We start from the raw sequence: 13752 nt of genomic DNA, 5'->3' as shown, positions 1-13752 counted from the left end.
CGTGTGACGTGCGCCGCGTTACTTCAGCGCACCAGACAGGAACTGCTGTAAACGAGGGCTTTGCGGGTTGCCGAATACGGCCTCTGGCGGGCCCTCTTCTTCTACTACCCCTTGATGCAGGAAAATCACATGGCTCGACACATGCCGGGCAAACTCCATTTCGTGGGTCACCACCACCATGGTTTTACCCTCTTCGGCCAGTTGCTGCATGATGCGCAGCACTTCACCCACCAGTTCTGGGTCCAGCGCGGAAGTCGGCTCATCAAACAGTAACACATCCGGCTCCATCGCCAGTGCGCGGGCAATGGAAACACGCTGCTGTTGACCACCCGACAAATCAGAAGGGTACTTCTCCTGTGACGCCCCGGTGATCCCAACCTTATTCAGGTAGAACTCCGCACGTTTACGGGCTTCCGCCTTACTCAGCCCCAGCACTTGTACCGGCGCTTCCATGACGTTTTCCAGCGCCGTCATGAAGCTCCACAAGTTGAAATGCTGAAACACCATCGTCAACCGGGTACGCAGCAACTGTAACTGCTTTTTGTCAAAGACCTTGAGCTGACCGTCTTTGTCCCGCACCATGTGGATTTCCTGTCCATTCACATGGATAGAACCTTCGCACGGTTTTTCCAGAAAGTTGATACACCGTAATAAGGTGCTCTTCCCCGACCCCGATGATCCAATAATCGAAATAACGTCCCCGGCTTTAGCCTCTAATGAAATGCCTTTCAGCACCTCATGCTGACCATAACGCTTACGCAATTCCGTCACCATCAGCTTATTATTCTGCATGCTTTATCTGTTCCTGCACTATTTCATGGAATGAACGGTTAATGGGATGAACGGGTGTGAAGATGCCGTAACCAACGGCGTTCTGCCTTCCTGAACAACGCAATCAGTACAAACGATATCGCCAGGTACATCACACCTGCAATGCCAAAGGCGTAAAACGGTTGATAGGTGGCGGCATTGATATCGCGCGCTACTTTCAGCAAGTCCGGCACCGTGACGGTAAACGCCAGCGCAGTAGAATGCAGCATCAGGATCACTTCGTTGCTGTAAGCCGGTAAGGCGATGCGCAATGCGCCCGGCAAAATGATGCAGCGATACTGTTTGAAACGCGAAAAGCCATAGGCGCGTGCCGCTTCGATTTCACCATGTGGCACCGAGCGAATAGCACCGGCAAAAATCTCCGTGGTATAGGCACAGGTGTTGAGCGCCAGCGCCAGAATAGCGCAATTCAGACCACTACGAAAAAAGGCGTTCAGCAAATCGGTACCGCGCACAATCTCCAGGCTGTATACGCCAGAATAAAACACCAGCAGTTGCACGTAGAGCGGTGTACCGCGAAACACGTAGGTAAAAACCCATACCGGCAACCAGTAACGACGACGCGGCGAAACGCGGGCCACTGCCAACGGAACCGCCATCAGACCACCGATGGTTACCGAGATAATCAGCAGCCACAGTGTCATCGCCAGCCCGGTAAGGCGATAGCCGTCGCTCCACAGCAGTGCCTGCCAATATTGTTGTAGAATCTCACTCATAATTTACTTTCCGGACTCCCTGCGAGTAGCGTTTTTCCAGCCACCACAGCACCCCGTTGGAAAGGGTGGTAAAAATCAGATACAGCACACCGGCAACAATGGCGAAAAAGAACGGATGGTGCGTTCCTTTCCCCGCCAATTGCGTTGCTTTGATCACATCGCTCAACCCCAGCAGCGACACCAGCGCCGTCGCTTTCAGGATAACCTGCCAGTTGTTGCCGATGCCCGGCAGCGCAAAACGCATCATCGACGGAAACATAATGCGGCGAAACACCTTCATCGGCGTAAAGCCAAACGCCACAGCGGCTTCAATCTGGCCGCGCGGCACTGCCAGATAGGCACCACGGAAGGTTTCAGTGAAGTACGCGCCGTAGATGAATCCCACTGTAATAATCCCGGCCCCCATCGGGTCGATATCGATTTGAGCCGCGCCCAGCGTTTCGGTGATGCTGTTAAGCACCATCTGCAACCCATAAAAAATCAGCAGCATCAGCACCAGGTCTGGTACGCCGCGAATCAGGGTGGTATAGCCAGAAAAAAAGCCGGACAGCAATCGACTGGATGAGAGCTTCGCCGCCGCGCCCACCAGACCAATCAGCAGTGACAGCACCAGTGAGCACAACGCCAGTTGCAGCGTCATGCGCGCGCCATCCATGATTAACTCGGAATAGCCATAAAGCATTACATCAATCCGCTCAGAAAAGACATGCCACTGCCCGCACCGGGCAGGCAGTGGTTAATCAGGAAGGCTTAATCACCGTACACGTTGAAGTCAAAGTACTTCTTCGCCAGTTTGTCGTAGGTACCGTCTTTACGCATATCAGCAAACGCTTTATCCAGCGCCACTTTCAGAGCGGTTTCGTCCTTACGCAGCCCCATACCGGTACCAACGCCAAACAGTTTGTCGTCTTTCACCGCCGGGCCAGCAAACGCATAATCTTTACCTGCGGCCTGCTTGAGGAAGCCTTCGCTGCCCGCCACTTCATCCTGGAAGGCGGCATCGATGCGCCCGGAAGTCAGGTCGGCATAGATCAGATCCTGGTTCTGGTAGGCCACAACATCCACCCCTTTCGGCTGCCAGTACTGGTTGGCGTAAGCCTCCTGCGTGGATGCCTGCAATACGCCGACACGTTTACCCTTCAGTGCGTCCAATGTCGGCACAATCGGTGAGCCTTTTTTCGCGATCAGACGCGCATTCGCGGCGTACAGCTTGTCGGTGAACGCAATTTCCTGCTGACGTTTTTCAGTGATAGACAGGGAGGAGATGATGGCATCGATCTTTTTCGCTTTCAGCGATGGGATCAACGCGTCGAAATCACTTTCCACGAAGGTGCAATTGGCCTGAATGCGTTTGCACAAGTCTTTTGCCAGATCGATATCAAAACCGACCAGTTGACCACTGGCATCCTTGGATTCGAACGGCGCGTACGTCGGGTCAGTCCCAATCTTGATATTTTTCGGAACCTCGGCGAACGTACTGCCTGCAGCGAATACCAGTGCAAGGGGCAAAAGTTTCAACATTTTTTTCATTGCATTACCCTTATTTTATGATTGTCTATGCCTAAGTGATGTTGACGGCGAACGCAAAACTGCTGTGATGAATACGTTTGCTGTGTGCATTAATTTATGTGCTGTTTGTCAAAATATAGCAAATTTTATGCCATAAAAAATATGCCACTCTGCATAAAATCAGATTCCGTAATCATGACAATCACATCAATATAATCAATAAATTATCCTGGTATCAGCAATAGCGAGGGGGGATGGCGCAATACTGCCCTGCATGATGCGCACAATCATGGTGCATCGACATGCACCATGAAAATAATATGCATCAAAATAGTGCAATTTATGACGCTATCGTCAGGCAACCTGACGCGATAATAGCGCCGCGAAGGGATATCACATGAAAGGCTTACGCGCCCTGCCAGCGTGTAAAGAGATCTTGCGGCAACTCGATATCAAATTGGTCAAGCACCCGATTGACCGTCTGATCGATGATATCTTGCACAGTTTGTGGGCGATGGTAAAACGCAGGCACCGGCGGCATGATGACCGCCCCCATTTCTGCAGCGGCATTCATCAAGCGTAAATGGCCGATGTGAAGCGGCGTTTCCCGCACACACAACACCAGCGGGCGACGTTCTTTCAGCACCACGTCAGCCGCACGAGTCAGCAAACTATCGGTATAGCTGTGGGTAATCCCAGATAGCGTTTTGATAGAACACGGCAGAATCACCATTCCTGCGGTTTTAAACGAACCGGATGAAATGCTGGCGGCAATATCACGCGAATCATGCACCACATCAGCCAGCGACTGCACATCACGCACGGTTAGATCGCTTTCCAACGCCAGTGTTTGTCGGGCTGCCGGGCTCATCACCAAATGGGTTTCAACCCCATTTACCGGTTGCAGCACCTGCAACAACCGCACCCCATATATCACGCCGCTGGCGCCAGAAATACCGACAATCAGTCGTTTCATTTTCACCTCACGGGCCGCCGCAGCGGTACTCACAACTTGTGCGCTGACTTTGCCGCATCACCTACAGATTGGCAAGAATAACAGCAACAAAAAAGGGAGCTTGCGCTCCCTGTATCGTTATCGGTCGATAGCTGATGATGCTCAACCTTCGTTGTGCAGCTCCAGATCTTCGACTTCATTCTGACTACGCATCGCTTTAGCATCGTCATTGCGCAACGCTTCCAGGTAGTCGAGATAATCCTGATTCACATCTTTGGTGACATAAACACCATTGAACACTGAACATTCGAACTGGACGATTTCCGGATTATCTTCCCGCACCGCCTCGATCAAATCGTTCAGGTCCTGGAAAATCAGGGCATCGGCACCAATAATCTTACGGATTTCTTCCACTTCACGGCCGTGAGCAATCAGCTCGTTCACACTTGGCATATCAATGCCGTACACGTTCGGGAAGCGAATTTCCGGTGCGGCAGACGCCAGATAGACCCGGCGGGCACCCGCTTCACGTGCCATCTCCACAATCTGCTGGGACGTGGTGCCACGCACGATAGAATCATCCACCAGCAGGACGTTTTTACCGCGGAATTCTGCCCGGTTAGCGTTCAGCTTACGGCGCACCGATTTGATGCGGGTTTGCTGACCCGGCATGATAAAAGTACGGCCGACGTAGCGGTTTTTCACAAACCCCTGACGGTACGGTTTATTGATAATGCGGGCGATTTCCAGCGCGATGTCGCAGGAGGTCTCTGGAATCGGAATCACAACATCGATATCCAGCTCTTCCCACTGGCGGGCAATTTTCTCACCCAGCTTCTGCCCCATACGCACACGCGCGCTGTAGACCGAAATTTTGTCGATGAAGGAATCAGGGCGCGCGAAATAGACATACTCGAACAGGCACGGGTGACTTTTCGGGTTTTCCGCACACTGACGGGTAAACAGCTGGCCGTTTTCGGTAATGTATACCGCCTCGCCCGGTGCCACATCACGCAGAAATTCAAAGCCCAACGTATCCAGCGCGACGCTCTCCGAGGCCACAATATACTCGTTACGCCCATCTTCCAGCTCACGCTTGCCGATCACCAGCGGACGGATACCGTTTGGATCGCGGAACGCCACCATGCCATGGCCGATAATCATGCCAATGCAGGCGTAAGCGCCACGAATTTGCTGATGCACGGCTGCCACCGCTGCAAAAATGTTATCTGCTTCCAGCGGATAGTGCTGAAAACGGTCCAGCTCTTTGGCAAAGACGTTCAGCAGAATTTCGGAATCCGATGTGGTATTGACGTGACGGCGGCCTTCTTCAAACAGCTTTTGACGCAACTCATGGGCGTTGGTCAGGTTGCCGTTGTGAGCCAGCGTAATCCCGAACGGGGAGTTGACATAGAAAGGCTGAGCCTCTGAGGCGCTGGAACTGCCCGCGGTGGGATAGCGCACGTGGCCGATCCCCATATTGCCCTGCAACCGTTGCATGTGCCGGGCCTCAAACACATCTTTCACCAGACCATTGGCTTTACGCAGGCGAAAGCAATTGGTCTCATTAATGGTGACGATGCCTGCGGCATCCTGCCCACGGTGCTGTAACACCGTTAACGCGTCATAAATCGACTGGTTGACCGGTGTAAAACCGGCGATACCGACAATACCGCACATGTGGTCTTTTCCTCATCAGCGCTACCGCGGCTAGATGTGCCGCGGCAAGAAACTCGACGTGCTTTGCAGGTAGTCAAAAAACCACCTGATGATATAACTGAATTGCGGGATTAAATGGGACTGCTTCCAGTCGGCACTCTGTGAAAAACCGGTGAAGGTATCAAGAAAAAACAGTAACGCAGAGACTATCAACACACCCCGTAAGGCACCAAAGCAAATCCCCAGTACCCGATCAGTGCCTGATAATCCGGTGCGTTCCACCAACGAACCGATCACATAATTGACGATAGCACCCACAATCAACGTCGCAATAAACAGAATGGCAATAGCGATACCGTTGCGCACCAGCTCATCAGTAAACCGCGTGAAATAAACCGCGAGATAGGCATAGTAGTGGCTGGCGATAAAGAACGCCGCCCCCCAGGTCACCAGCGACAGCGCTTCACGTACAAACCCCCGGATGAGACTGACCAGAGCCGAGAATCCGACAATACCGATAATGACGTAATCAACCCAAACCATGAACTATCCTAATAATGAACGATGACAATCATAGCGCCGCTCATCCTGTTCGCGGCGCATTCTAACAGAAAAAGAAAACGTTTGCGTAGCGTATTTCCTGCCGATTTTTTCGATAGGCGAAGAAATTAAAAAAACCGCCTGCCGCCAGACAAATAGCGCCTGCTGTTCGCTACCTGCCGTATTGCCCTGCCCCACAAAACACAAGGGGCAAGGTCGCTATGCTCCCCTACCCCTCGATGTACTGACTGACGGTTGGCCGACTCAGCGCGCGCTGTACGACCGAACCTGCCCGCTCAACCCACTCAGTTGCTGCAAGTCTCCCAATGCTGACTCCAATTTCTGCTTCGATGCATCCGGCCCGACGTAGATACGGGTAATCTGCCCGGCTACCGGTGCCGATGGCACGGTATAGGCACGATATCCCGACAAGCGCAACTTCGCGACAATTTCATTGACCTTGTCAGCGTTCTTCAGCGCCCCTAACTGCACCACAAAAGCCTGACCAGCCGGAGCCTGCTCCTGCGATGTCGCTTTAGCGTCCGCTGGCTTGTTTTCCGTCGATCGATTTTCTGCCGATCGGGTGTCGGTTTTAGCTTCTGCTACCGGTTTTTCGCTCGGCTTGCTGTCAGACGACTTGTTGTCAGGCGTTTTGCTTTCAGCCGTTTTCACGTCAGGCTTAGGCCGGGTGTCCGCTTTCGTTTCCGGCTTTTTCGGTTCCGGTTTCGCTGGCTGCGCTTTCATCGCCGGTGGAGCAAGCTGCTGCACTGGCTGACGCGGCTCAGTCACCACCGGGGGGACAGACATCGCCGGATGAGAAGACGACGGCGATGCCCCACGCCGCTCCGGTACAGCGGGTGCCGGGGTCGGCTCAGGCACCGTGTCGGCATCAGCGTTATTTTTGTTTTGCATCGCGGCTTCAGCGCCTTCAGGCGGCTGGACAGGCAACGACTGATTGACCGGCGGCATCGACTCTGCCTCCAGTGTATCGCCCGGCTTGGGAACCAGTGGGATGGCAGCAAACTCGTCTTCGTAATGCTTTTTTTTGCCATCCAACAGCCCAGGCAGCACGATAACACCCAGCGCCACCAGCACAACGGTTCCCACCAGGCGATTCTGAAACTTACTCGCCATGCATTCCGCTCCCGTCCAACGCTTCCATCACATGCGCGACAGTATGGAAAGAACCACAAACAATCACCACATCATTTTCTCCGGCATCCTGCATCGCCTGACGCCAGGCTGTCGCCACATCCGAATACCGGGTACAACGCGCCAGATGCTCAGCCAATTGATCAGCACTGGCACCGCGCGGGCCTTCCAGCGGCGCACAATACCAGACATCCACCTGTGGCTTAAGATGCGCCAACGTACCGGGAATATCTTTATCGGCCAGCATACCGACTACCGCCCGCACCTGGCCGGTACGCGGCAAATCAGCCAGTCGGGCCGCAAGGTAAGCGGCTGCATGAGGATTATGCGCGACATCCAGAATCAACAACGGTTTTTTGCTCACAATCTGGAAACGGCCCGGTAGCTGTGCCTGACGCAATCCCTGGCGAATCACATCGGCACTCAGTGCAATGTCAGAAACCTGCAGCGCTGCCAGCGCGGTGGCCGCATTAGCCAACGGCACGGAAGGGATAGGCAGCGCATCATAGCAAACATCACCGCTCTGCCAGCGCCAGCCGCCATCCTGCAATGAAAACTGCCAATCCGCACCACGGCGAAACAGCCGGGCACCTTTTTCCTGCGCGACAGCGACGATGGATACCGGCATGTCCGGCTCACCCACCACTGCCGGTCGGTTGCCACGGAAGATCCCTGCTTTTTCCCGACCGATGCTGTCACGGTCGTTGCCCAGCCAGTCGGTATGATCGAGCGCGATGCTGGTTACCACCGCGACATCGGCATCCACAATGTTGGTGGCATCCAGGCGACCACCCAGACCCACTTCCAGTATCACCACATCGAGTTGTGCCTGCTTAAACAGCCACAATGCCGCCAGCGTACCGAATTCAAAATAGGTCAGCGACGTACCATCGCGACCGGCTTCGATCGCCGCAAAGGCTTCAGCATGCCGTGATTCTGCTAACTCCTGCCCCTGAATGCGTACCCGCTCGGTGTAACGCAGCAAATGTGGCGAACTGTACACCCCAACACGTAACCCGGCAGCGCTCAAAATGGATTCCAGCGTACAGCAGGTCGTGCCTTTGCCGTTGGTTCCCGCCACGGTAAATACGCGGGGAGCGGGTTGTTGTAGCTGCAGGTGTTCCGCGACATGCCGGATGCGATCGAGGCCCAGATCAATGGCCTGACTGTGCAGATGTTCAAGATAGTGAAGCCACGTGGCCAAAGGCGACGTGGCTTGAGGTGTCTGAAGATTGTCCATGAGTCCCGTTCACTGACTTACGGTTGATTACTGCCGGGAACACGGCAACAACGCCGCCCTGCTCCCGGTTCATCATTAATTAGGCATCACTCTGTGCTTCGTGCGAGGCGGACAACCGCACCACCGCAGGTTCCTGCGGTTCCGGGCGATGAGTCAACCGGGACAGGATGCTGGCCAGTTTGTAGCGCATATCCGCACGACGAACGATCATGTCGATAGCGCCTTTTTCCAGCAGGAATTCACTACGCTGGAAGCCCGGCGGCAGTTTTTCACGAACAGTCTGCTCAATAACACGCGGACCGGCAAAACCGATCAACGCTTTCGGTTCGGCGATATTCAAATCACCCAACATCGCCAGACTGGCGGATACACCGCCCATAGTCGGGTCAGTCAGTACCGAAATATACGGCAAACCACGCTCGCGCATTTTCGCCAGCGCCGCACTGGTTTTCGCCATCTGCATCAGCGACATCAGCGCTTCCTGCATACGGGCACCACCACTGGCGGAGAAGCAAACCAGCGGGCAGTTATCTTCCAGCGCCTGCTCCACGGCACGAACGAAGCGCGCACCTACCACCGACGCCATGGAACCGCCCATGAAAGAAAACTCGAACGATGCCGCAACCACCGGCATGTCGTACAACGTCCCTTTCATCACCACCAGCGCGTCTTTTTCATCAGACTGTTTCTGCGCTGAAGCAATACGGTCTTTGTACTTCTTCGAGTCTCTGAACTTCAGGACGTCCTTGGGCTCCAGTTCGCTGCCCAGTTCGACCATACCTTCCTTGTCCAGAAACGCATGGAGACGAGCCCGGGCAGATAACCGCATGTGATGATCACATTTCGGACACACTTCCAGATTACGTTCCAGCTCAGCGCGATAAAGCACCTGACCGCAACTGTCACATTTGGTCCAGACCCCCTCAGGAATATTCGCCTTACGGGTAGGTGTGACATTACTTTTATTGAGAATTCGTTCAATCCAGCTCATTGATAACCTTTCTGCTTGAACCTGGCACCAGCCAGTACGCTGCTACACATTGCCCAATCCCTGGCAACGCCGCCGATAAAGCGATGTCCCATCCCGGCAAGCCGGGGCAAGACATAGGTATTAAGGCTTGTTAATACAAACACAGCCGTAAATGCTGCTCATTAAACCATAACGATCCGGGCGTGTGGATAAAAAACTGGTCAAACCGGATGTTAAAATAATTTTCCACTTATTTCATATTTTGCCGTGTCATGGCGCGCTTATGCCGCCAGAACTCGATCAACCCCGGCAAAATGGAAATGAAGATGATCGCCACGATCAATAACTTCAGGTTCTCCTGCACCACTGGCAAGTCGCCAAACAGGTAACCGGCATAGGTGAATAACAACACCCACAACACGGCCCCGGTCACGTTATACAGCGCGAACTCACGATAGCGCATATGCCCCATCCCGGCGACAAAGGGCGCGAATGTTCTCACAATCGGTACAAATCGCGCCAGAATTATTGTCTTGCCACCGTGATGTTCGTAAAACGCATGGGTACGATCTAGGTAGCTGCGGCGAAAAATACGTGAGTGAGGATTGCGGAACAATTTCTCACCGAACAATCGACCGATAGTGTAATTCACCGCATCCCCCAGCACCGCCGCGACCACCATCAGCGCCACCATGGTGTGGACGTTCAGATCGTTGGTCGGCAGCGAGGCCAGCGCACCGGCAACAAACAGCAACGAGTCACCAGGCAGGAATGGCGTCACCACTAACCCGGTTTCACAAAACAAAATCAGGAACAAAATGGCGTAAACCCATATGCCATACTGCGCTACCAGCTCAGCCAGATGCACATCAATGTGCAAGATAAAATCTATGATAAACCGTACAACATCGAGCATAATCGCGTCCTTATTCAGTTCAATACCGACTCAATTCACATCAACGTCGGCTTCGCCGTTTATCGCCGTCACACCGGTGTCTCTTACCTCATCGGGTAAAAAAAGCGGTCCCATCGACGCGCAGGGAATCCCGAAATGCGGTGGATAGTCCACGGCAACCAGATACAGTCCATCAGCCTTTGCCGTCGCGGCAGCCAGCGTGCGATCTTTCGCCGCCAGCAGCTCAGCCATCCAGTTTTCCGGCTGGTTGCCGCAGCCGATCTCCATCAGGCTGCCGACAATATTACGCACCATGTGATGCACAAAAGCGTTGGCTTTGATGTCTACCACCACATAATCACCCAGACGCGTTACCCGCAGGTGCATCAGGTTACGCCACGGTGTGCGTGACTGGCATTGCACCGCCCGAAACGAGGTAAAATCGTTCTCGCCCAGCAGGCACTGCCCGGCTCGATGCATGCGCTCGGCATCCAGTGGCAGGTAATAATGCGTCACCCCGTGCGACAGGATGGCTGGCCGAAAACGCCGGTTATAAATCACGTAGCGATAACGGCGTGCCGTGGCGCTAAAACGGGCGTGAAACGCCTCATCCACCGTTTTGACCCAGCGCACCGCGATATCCGGTGGCAGGTTGGCATTCACCCCCATCGTCCAGGCGGCGTCTTTGCGCACCGCGTGGGTCGTGAAGTGCACTACCTGTCCGGTTGCATGCACCCCGGCATCGGTACGGCCAGCGCAAAACACATCGATACGTTCGTTCGCCACCTGAGACAATGCGGCTTCCAGACACCCCTGAACGCTGTCTACCTCGGCCTGACGCTGCCAGCCGTAATAGCGACTGCCGTCATATTCAATCCCCAGGGCGATTTTCAGCGGTGCCTCATCATCCGCGTGCTGCAACGACGTCATTACCCCAGGTACTCCTCAATCAGCCGTTCAGCGGTTTCTATCGCCATCAACGCACCGCCGAAACGGATGTTGTCGGCCACCGACCAGAACTGCAACAGCTCAGGTATGCCGTAATCGTTACGCAGACACCCAATACTCAGTTGTACATTGCCAGAGGCATCTTCCACCTGCGTCGGATAGTCGTCTTCCTCGCTCAACGCGATATCCCCCGCCCGCACCAGCACATCACGCGCTTCATCGGCAGACAGCGGGCGCAACGCTTCCAAATGTACTACCTGCGCATGACCGTAAAACACGGGCGACTGCACGCAGCTGACCGATATCGGCAGGCCGTCATCCTGCAATACCTTGCGCACCTGATCGACCAGCCGACGCTCCTCACGGACACTGCCTTCACTGTCGGCCAGTAGCGGTAACATATTGAACGCCAGTTGTTTCGGGAACAGCCCCGCTTCGGCCGGAATACCGTTGAGAAGACGAGCGCTTTGCCCCGCCAAATCATCCACCGCTGCTTTACCATGCGCCGACACCGACAACAGGTTGCTGACGTGCAAACGCGACAACCCAGCCTGTTCCGTCAACGGTTTGATCGCAGTCAGTAACTGACTGGTCAGGCTATCCGCCACCGCCACGATATTGCGATTACGGTAATCCCCCAGCACATGCGGATTCACCCCCGGCACCACCAGCGGGACATCCGGTTCCAGCGCAAACAGGCCGCTACTGTCAATCACCAGACACCCGGCATCGCCTGCGGCTTGCGCATAGCGGGCACTGGCATCGATACCGGCGACGAAAAAGGCCAGTTGCACCTGTGACCAGTCGAAATCGGCCACGTCTTCTACCCGCAGCGAACGGCCGTTAAAACGCAAACTCTCACCGACGCTGTTTTCACTCGCCAGCGCATAGAGCTCACCCACGGGAAACTCACGCTCCTGCAATAGCTCCAGCAACGCGGTGCCGACAGCGCCGGTCGCTCCCAGCAACGCGATATTCCAGCCATTGGACATGTGGTTGTACTCCCCAAGAATAATGAATAAAACACACCGGACGATGATGACATCGCCCGGATTAATCTGATTTTGATACAGGAAATTAGCGCTCGTTCACCGACGCGGTGAAACCTAACCGATTCAGTTGCTCAGCGCTTTCGCGATCAGCGCAGATGACATGCAACGATGACCACTCGCGCCGCTCCTGATAGCACTTACGCAACCGGTCGAATTCACCGGGAATCTGAGCGACCTGACGCAATAAAGCATCATCGCGGCGCACATCATACACCAGATGCACCAGTCGTTTGAGTTGATACTCATCCAGTGGCACCGTCAGAGTCACCTCCGCCAGCTCCGGCGTCGGCAGCAACGACGACAAGGCGACCTGCTGCGGTTGACCGATAAAACGGCTCCAGGCTTCGAACACCTGCGTGGTGCCGCGTGCTTTGCCTTCCAGCGTATAACCAGCGATATGGGCCGTGCCAATGTCGACCCGCTCCAGCAGTTCGAGAGATAGCTCAGGCTCGGGTTCCCACACATCCAGCACCACGCTAAGGTGTTGGCCGCGTTTAAGGGCAGCCAACAAGGCAGCGTTGTCCACCACCGGGCCGCGACAGGCATTAATCAGGATGGTGCCTGCTTTCAGGCGCGCCAGCAGTGCGGCATCCATACAATGCAAGGTGGCATAAGGCCCCGCTTTCAATAGCGGCGTGTGGAACGTCAGCACATCAGCCTGCTCCACCACCTCATCCAACGACACAAACGGCCCTTCGTCACCGCGATCCGCCCGCGGCGGGTCGCACAGTAGCGTCCGCACCCCCAGCGCCGTCAACCGGTCATTGAGGCGAGACCCCACGTTCCCTACCCCGACGATCCCAACGGTACGGTCTGTCAACGCGAAGCCATCACGTTCTGCCAGCATTAACAGCGCGGAAAACACATACTCGACCACCGCAATCGCATTGCAGCCGGGAGCCGCGGAAAACGCGATTCCCTGCTGGCGCAGAAACGCTTCATCCACATGGTCGGTGCCCGCGGTCGCCGTGCCGACAAACTTTACCGCTTTGCCGCTCAGCAGGTCAGCATTCACTTTCGTGACCGAGCGCACCATCAGCGCATCCGCCCCGTTCAGGGCCTCTGTCGGAATCGGTCGGCCCGGTACCGCCGTTACCTCGCCAAGGCGGCTGAACAGCGTCTGAGCGTAAGGCATATTTTCATCAACAAGGATTTTCACGTTGGCTTTCCTGATAGACCGCTGACGACACCCGCGTCGCCGCGACAAAACGAAGGGCGTTATTCTGCCATAAACCAACTGCCGGTAACACTGACGAGCGGCATCGGTTCATCACGGGGTATCAGA

At 54.9% G+C, this 13752-nt stretch carries 14 protein-coding genes; all 14 read right to left on the bottom strand.

Annotated elements, in window-relative coordinates:
• Positions 1-18 precede the first annotated feature (18 nt).
• The 14 genes from hisP to pdxB all read right to left on the bottom strand — a co-directional run bounded on the left by hisP (position 19) and on the right by pdxB (position 13626).
• Positions 19-792: a histidine ABC transporter ATP-binding protein HisP gene (gene hisP / locus LF929_RS06725; RefSeq protein ID WP_016941095.1), complete on the bottom strand. Its 774-nt coding sequence runs from the start codon at positions 790-792 to the stop codon at positions 19-21.
• Positions 793-830: 38 nt separating this feature from the next.
• A complete protein-coding gene (locus LF929_RS06720; RefSeq protein WP_019844005.1) occupies positions 831-1547 on the bottom strand; it encodes an ABC transporter permease in 717 nt (238 codons plus the stop codon).
• Complete coding sequence (locus LF929_RS06715; RefSeq protein WP_038905020.1) at positions 1540-2229, bottom strand: histidine ABC transporter permease HisQ; 690 nt, start codon at positions 2227-2229, stop codon at positions 1540-1542. Before LF929_RS06715 ends, LF929_RS06720 begins: the two co-directional genes overlap by 8 nt.
• A gap of 68 nt (positions 2230-2297) precedes the next feature.
• A complete protein-coding gene (gene argT, locus LF929_RS06710; protein ID WP_210174189.1) occupies positions 2298-3077 on the bottom strand; it encodes a lysine/arginine/ornithine ABC transporter substrate-binding protein ArgT in 780 nt (259 codons plus the stop codon).
• A gap of 385 nt (positions 3078-3462) precedes the next feature.
• Complete coding sequence (locus LF929_RS06705; RefSeq protein WP_038925836.1) at positions 3463-4032, bottom strand: UbiX family flavin prenyltransferase; 570 nt, start codon at positions 4030-4032, stop codon at positions 3463-3465.
• Positions 4033-4173: 141 nt separating this feature from the next.
• Positions 4174-5691: an amidophosphoribosyltransferase gene (gene purF, locus LF929_RS06700; protein ID WP_038905025.1), complete on the bottom strand. Its 1518-nt coding sequence runs from the start codon at positions 5689-5691 to the stop codon at positions 4174-4176.
• Between the two features lie 30 nt (positions 5692-5721).
• Positions 5722-6213: a colicin V production protein gene (cvpA, locus tag LF929_RS06695; RefSeq protein WP_012885419.1), complete on the bottom strand. Its 492-nt coding sequence runs from the start codon at positions 6211-6213 to the stop codon at positions 5722-5724.
• A 261-nt stretch (positions 6214-6474) separates the two neighbouring features.
• Entirely contained in the window at positions 6475-7344 is an 870-nt protein-coding gene (gene dedD, locus LF929_RS06690; protein WP_168366057.1) for a cell division protein DedD, read from the bottom strand.
• A complete protein-coding gene (gene folC / locus LF929_RS06685) occupies positions 7334-8602 on the bottom strand; it encodes a bifunctional tetrahydrofolate synthase/dihydrofolate synthase (protein WP_226093323.1) in 1269 nt (422 codons plus the stop codon). Before folC ends, dedD begins: the two co-directional genes overlap by 11 nt.
• Positions 8603-8681: 79 nt before the next feature.
• On the bottom strand, positions 8682-9593 hold the full coding sequence (accD, locus tag LF929_RS06680) for an acetyl-CoA carboxylase, carboxyltransferase subunit beta (RefSeq protein WP_038908551.1): 912 nt from the start codon (positions 9591-9593) through the stop codon (positions 8682-8684).
• Positions 9594-9822: 229 nt separating this feature from the next.
• Positions 9823-10488, bottom strand: a complete 666-nt coding sequence (locus LF929_RS06675) for a DedA family protein (RefSeq protein ID WP_038905030.1) — start codon at positions 10486-10488, stop codon at positions 9823-9825.
• A 30-nt stretch (positions 10489-10518) separates the two neighbouring features.
• Entirely contained in the window at positions 10519-11397 is an 879-nt protein-coding gene (gene truA / locus LF929_RS06670) for a tRNA pseudouridine(38-40) synthase TruA (RefSeq protein WP_226093324.1), read from the bottom strand.
• The gene (locus tag LF929_RS06665) at positions 11397-12407 is read right to left on the bottom strand and encodes an aspartate-semialdehyde dehydrogenase (RefSeq protein WP_226093325.1); all 1011 of its coding nucleotides are present in this window, start codon (positions 12405-12407) and stop codon (positions 11397-11399) included. Before LF929_RS06665 ends, truA begins: the two co-directional genes overlap by 1 nt.
• A gap of 85 nt (positions 12408-12492) precedes the next feature.
• Entirely contained in the window at positions 12493-13626 is a 1134-nt protein-coding gene (pdxB, locus tag LF929_RS06660) for a 4-phosphoerythronate dehydrogenase PdxB (protein ID WP_226093326.1), read from the bottom strand.
• Positions 13627-13752: the final 126 nt, after the last annotated feature.

It is taken from the genome of Dickeya oryzae, from assembly GCF_020406815.2.
Taxonomy (GTDB): domain Bacteria; phylum Pseudomonadota; class Gammaproteobacteria; order Enterobacterales; family Enterobacteriaceae; genus Dickeya; species Dickeya oryzae.
The sequence above is the reverse complement of the archived record's forward strand: the minus strand, read 5'-3'. Positions and strand labels throughout refer to the sequence as shown.

What these genes read in the sequence shown, in the direction of transcription:
- accD (WP_038908551.1), bottom strand. Translation starts at nt 9,593, where the DNA reads ATGAGCTGGATTGAACGAATTCTCAATAAAAGTAATGTCACACCTACC.
- hisP (WP_016941095.1), bottom strand. Translation starts at nt 792, where the DNA reads ATGCAGAATAATAAGCTGATGGTGACGGAATTGCGTAAGCGTTATGGT.
- LF929_RS06675 (WP_038905030.1), bottom strand. Translation starts at nt 10,488, where the DNA reads ATGCTCGATGTTGTACGGTTTATCATAGATTTTATCTTGCACATTGAT.
- LF929_RS06665 (WP_226093325.1), bottom strand. Translation starts at nt 12,407, where the DNA reads ATGTCCAATGGCTGGAATATCGCGTTGCTGGGAGCGACCGGCGCTGTC.
- LF929_RS06720 (WP_019844005.1), bottom strand. Translation starts at nt 1,547, where the DNA reads ATGAGTGAGATTCTACAACAATATTGGCAGGCACTGCTGTGGAGCGAC.
- purF (WP_038905025.1), bottom strand. Translation starts at nt 5,691, where the DNA reads ATGTGCGGTATTGTCGGTATCGCCGGTTTTACACCGGTCAACCAGTCG.
- LF929_RS06705 (WP_038925836.1), bottom strand. Translation starts at nt 4,032, where the DNA reads ATGAAACGACTGATTGTCGGTATTTCTGGCGCCAGCGGCGTGATATAT.
- folC (WP_226093323.1), bottom strand. Translation starts at nt 8,602, where the DNA reads ATGGACAATCTTCAGACACCTCAAGCCACGTCGCCTTTGGCCACGTGG.
- dedD (WP_168366057.1), bottom strand. Translation starts at nt 7,344, where the DNA reads ATGGCGAGTAAGTTTCAGAATCGCCTGGTGGGAACCGTTGTGCTGGTG.
- cvpA (WP_012885419.1), bottom strand. Translation starts at nt 6,213, where the DNA reads ATGGTTTGGGTTGATTACGTCATTATCGGTATTGTCGGATTCTCGGCT.
- argT (WP_210174189.1), bottom strand. Translation starts at nt 3,077, where the DNA reads ATGAAAAAAATGTTGAAACTTTTGCCCCTTGCACTGGTATTCGCTGCA.
- LF929_RS06715 (WP_038905020.1), bottom strand. Translation starts at nt 2,229, where the DNA reads ATGCTTTATGGCTATTCCGAGTTAATCATGGATGGCGCGCGCATGACG.
- truA (WP_226093324.1), bottom strand. Translation starts at nt 11,397, where the DNA reads ATGACGTCGTTGCAGCACGCGGATGATGAGGCACCGCTGAAAATCGCC.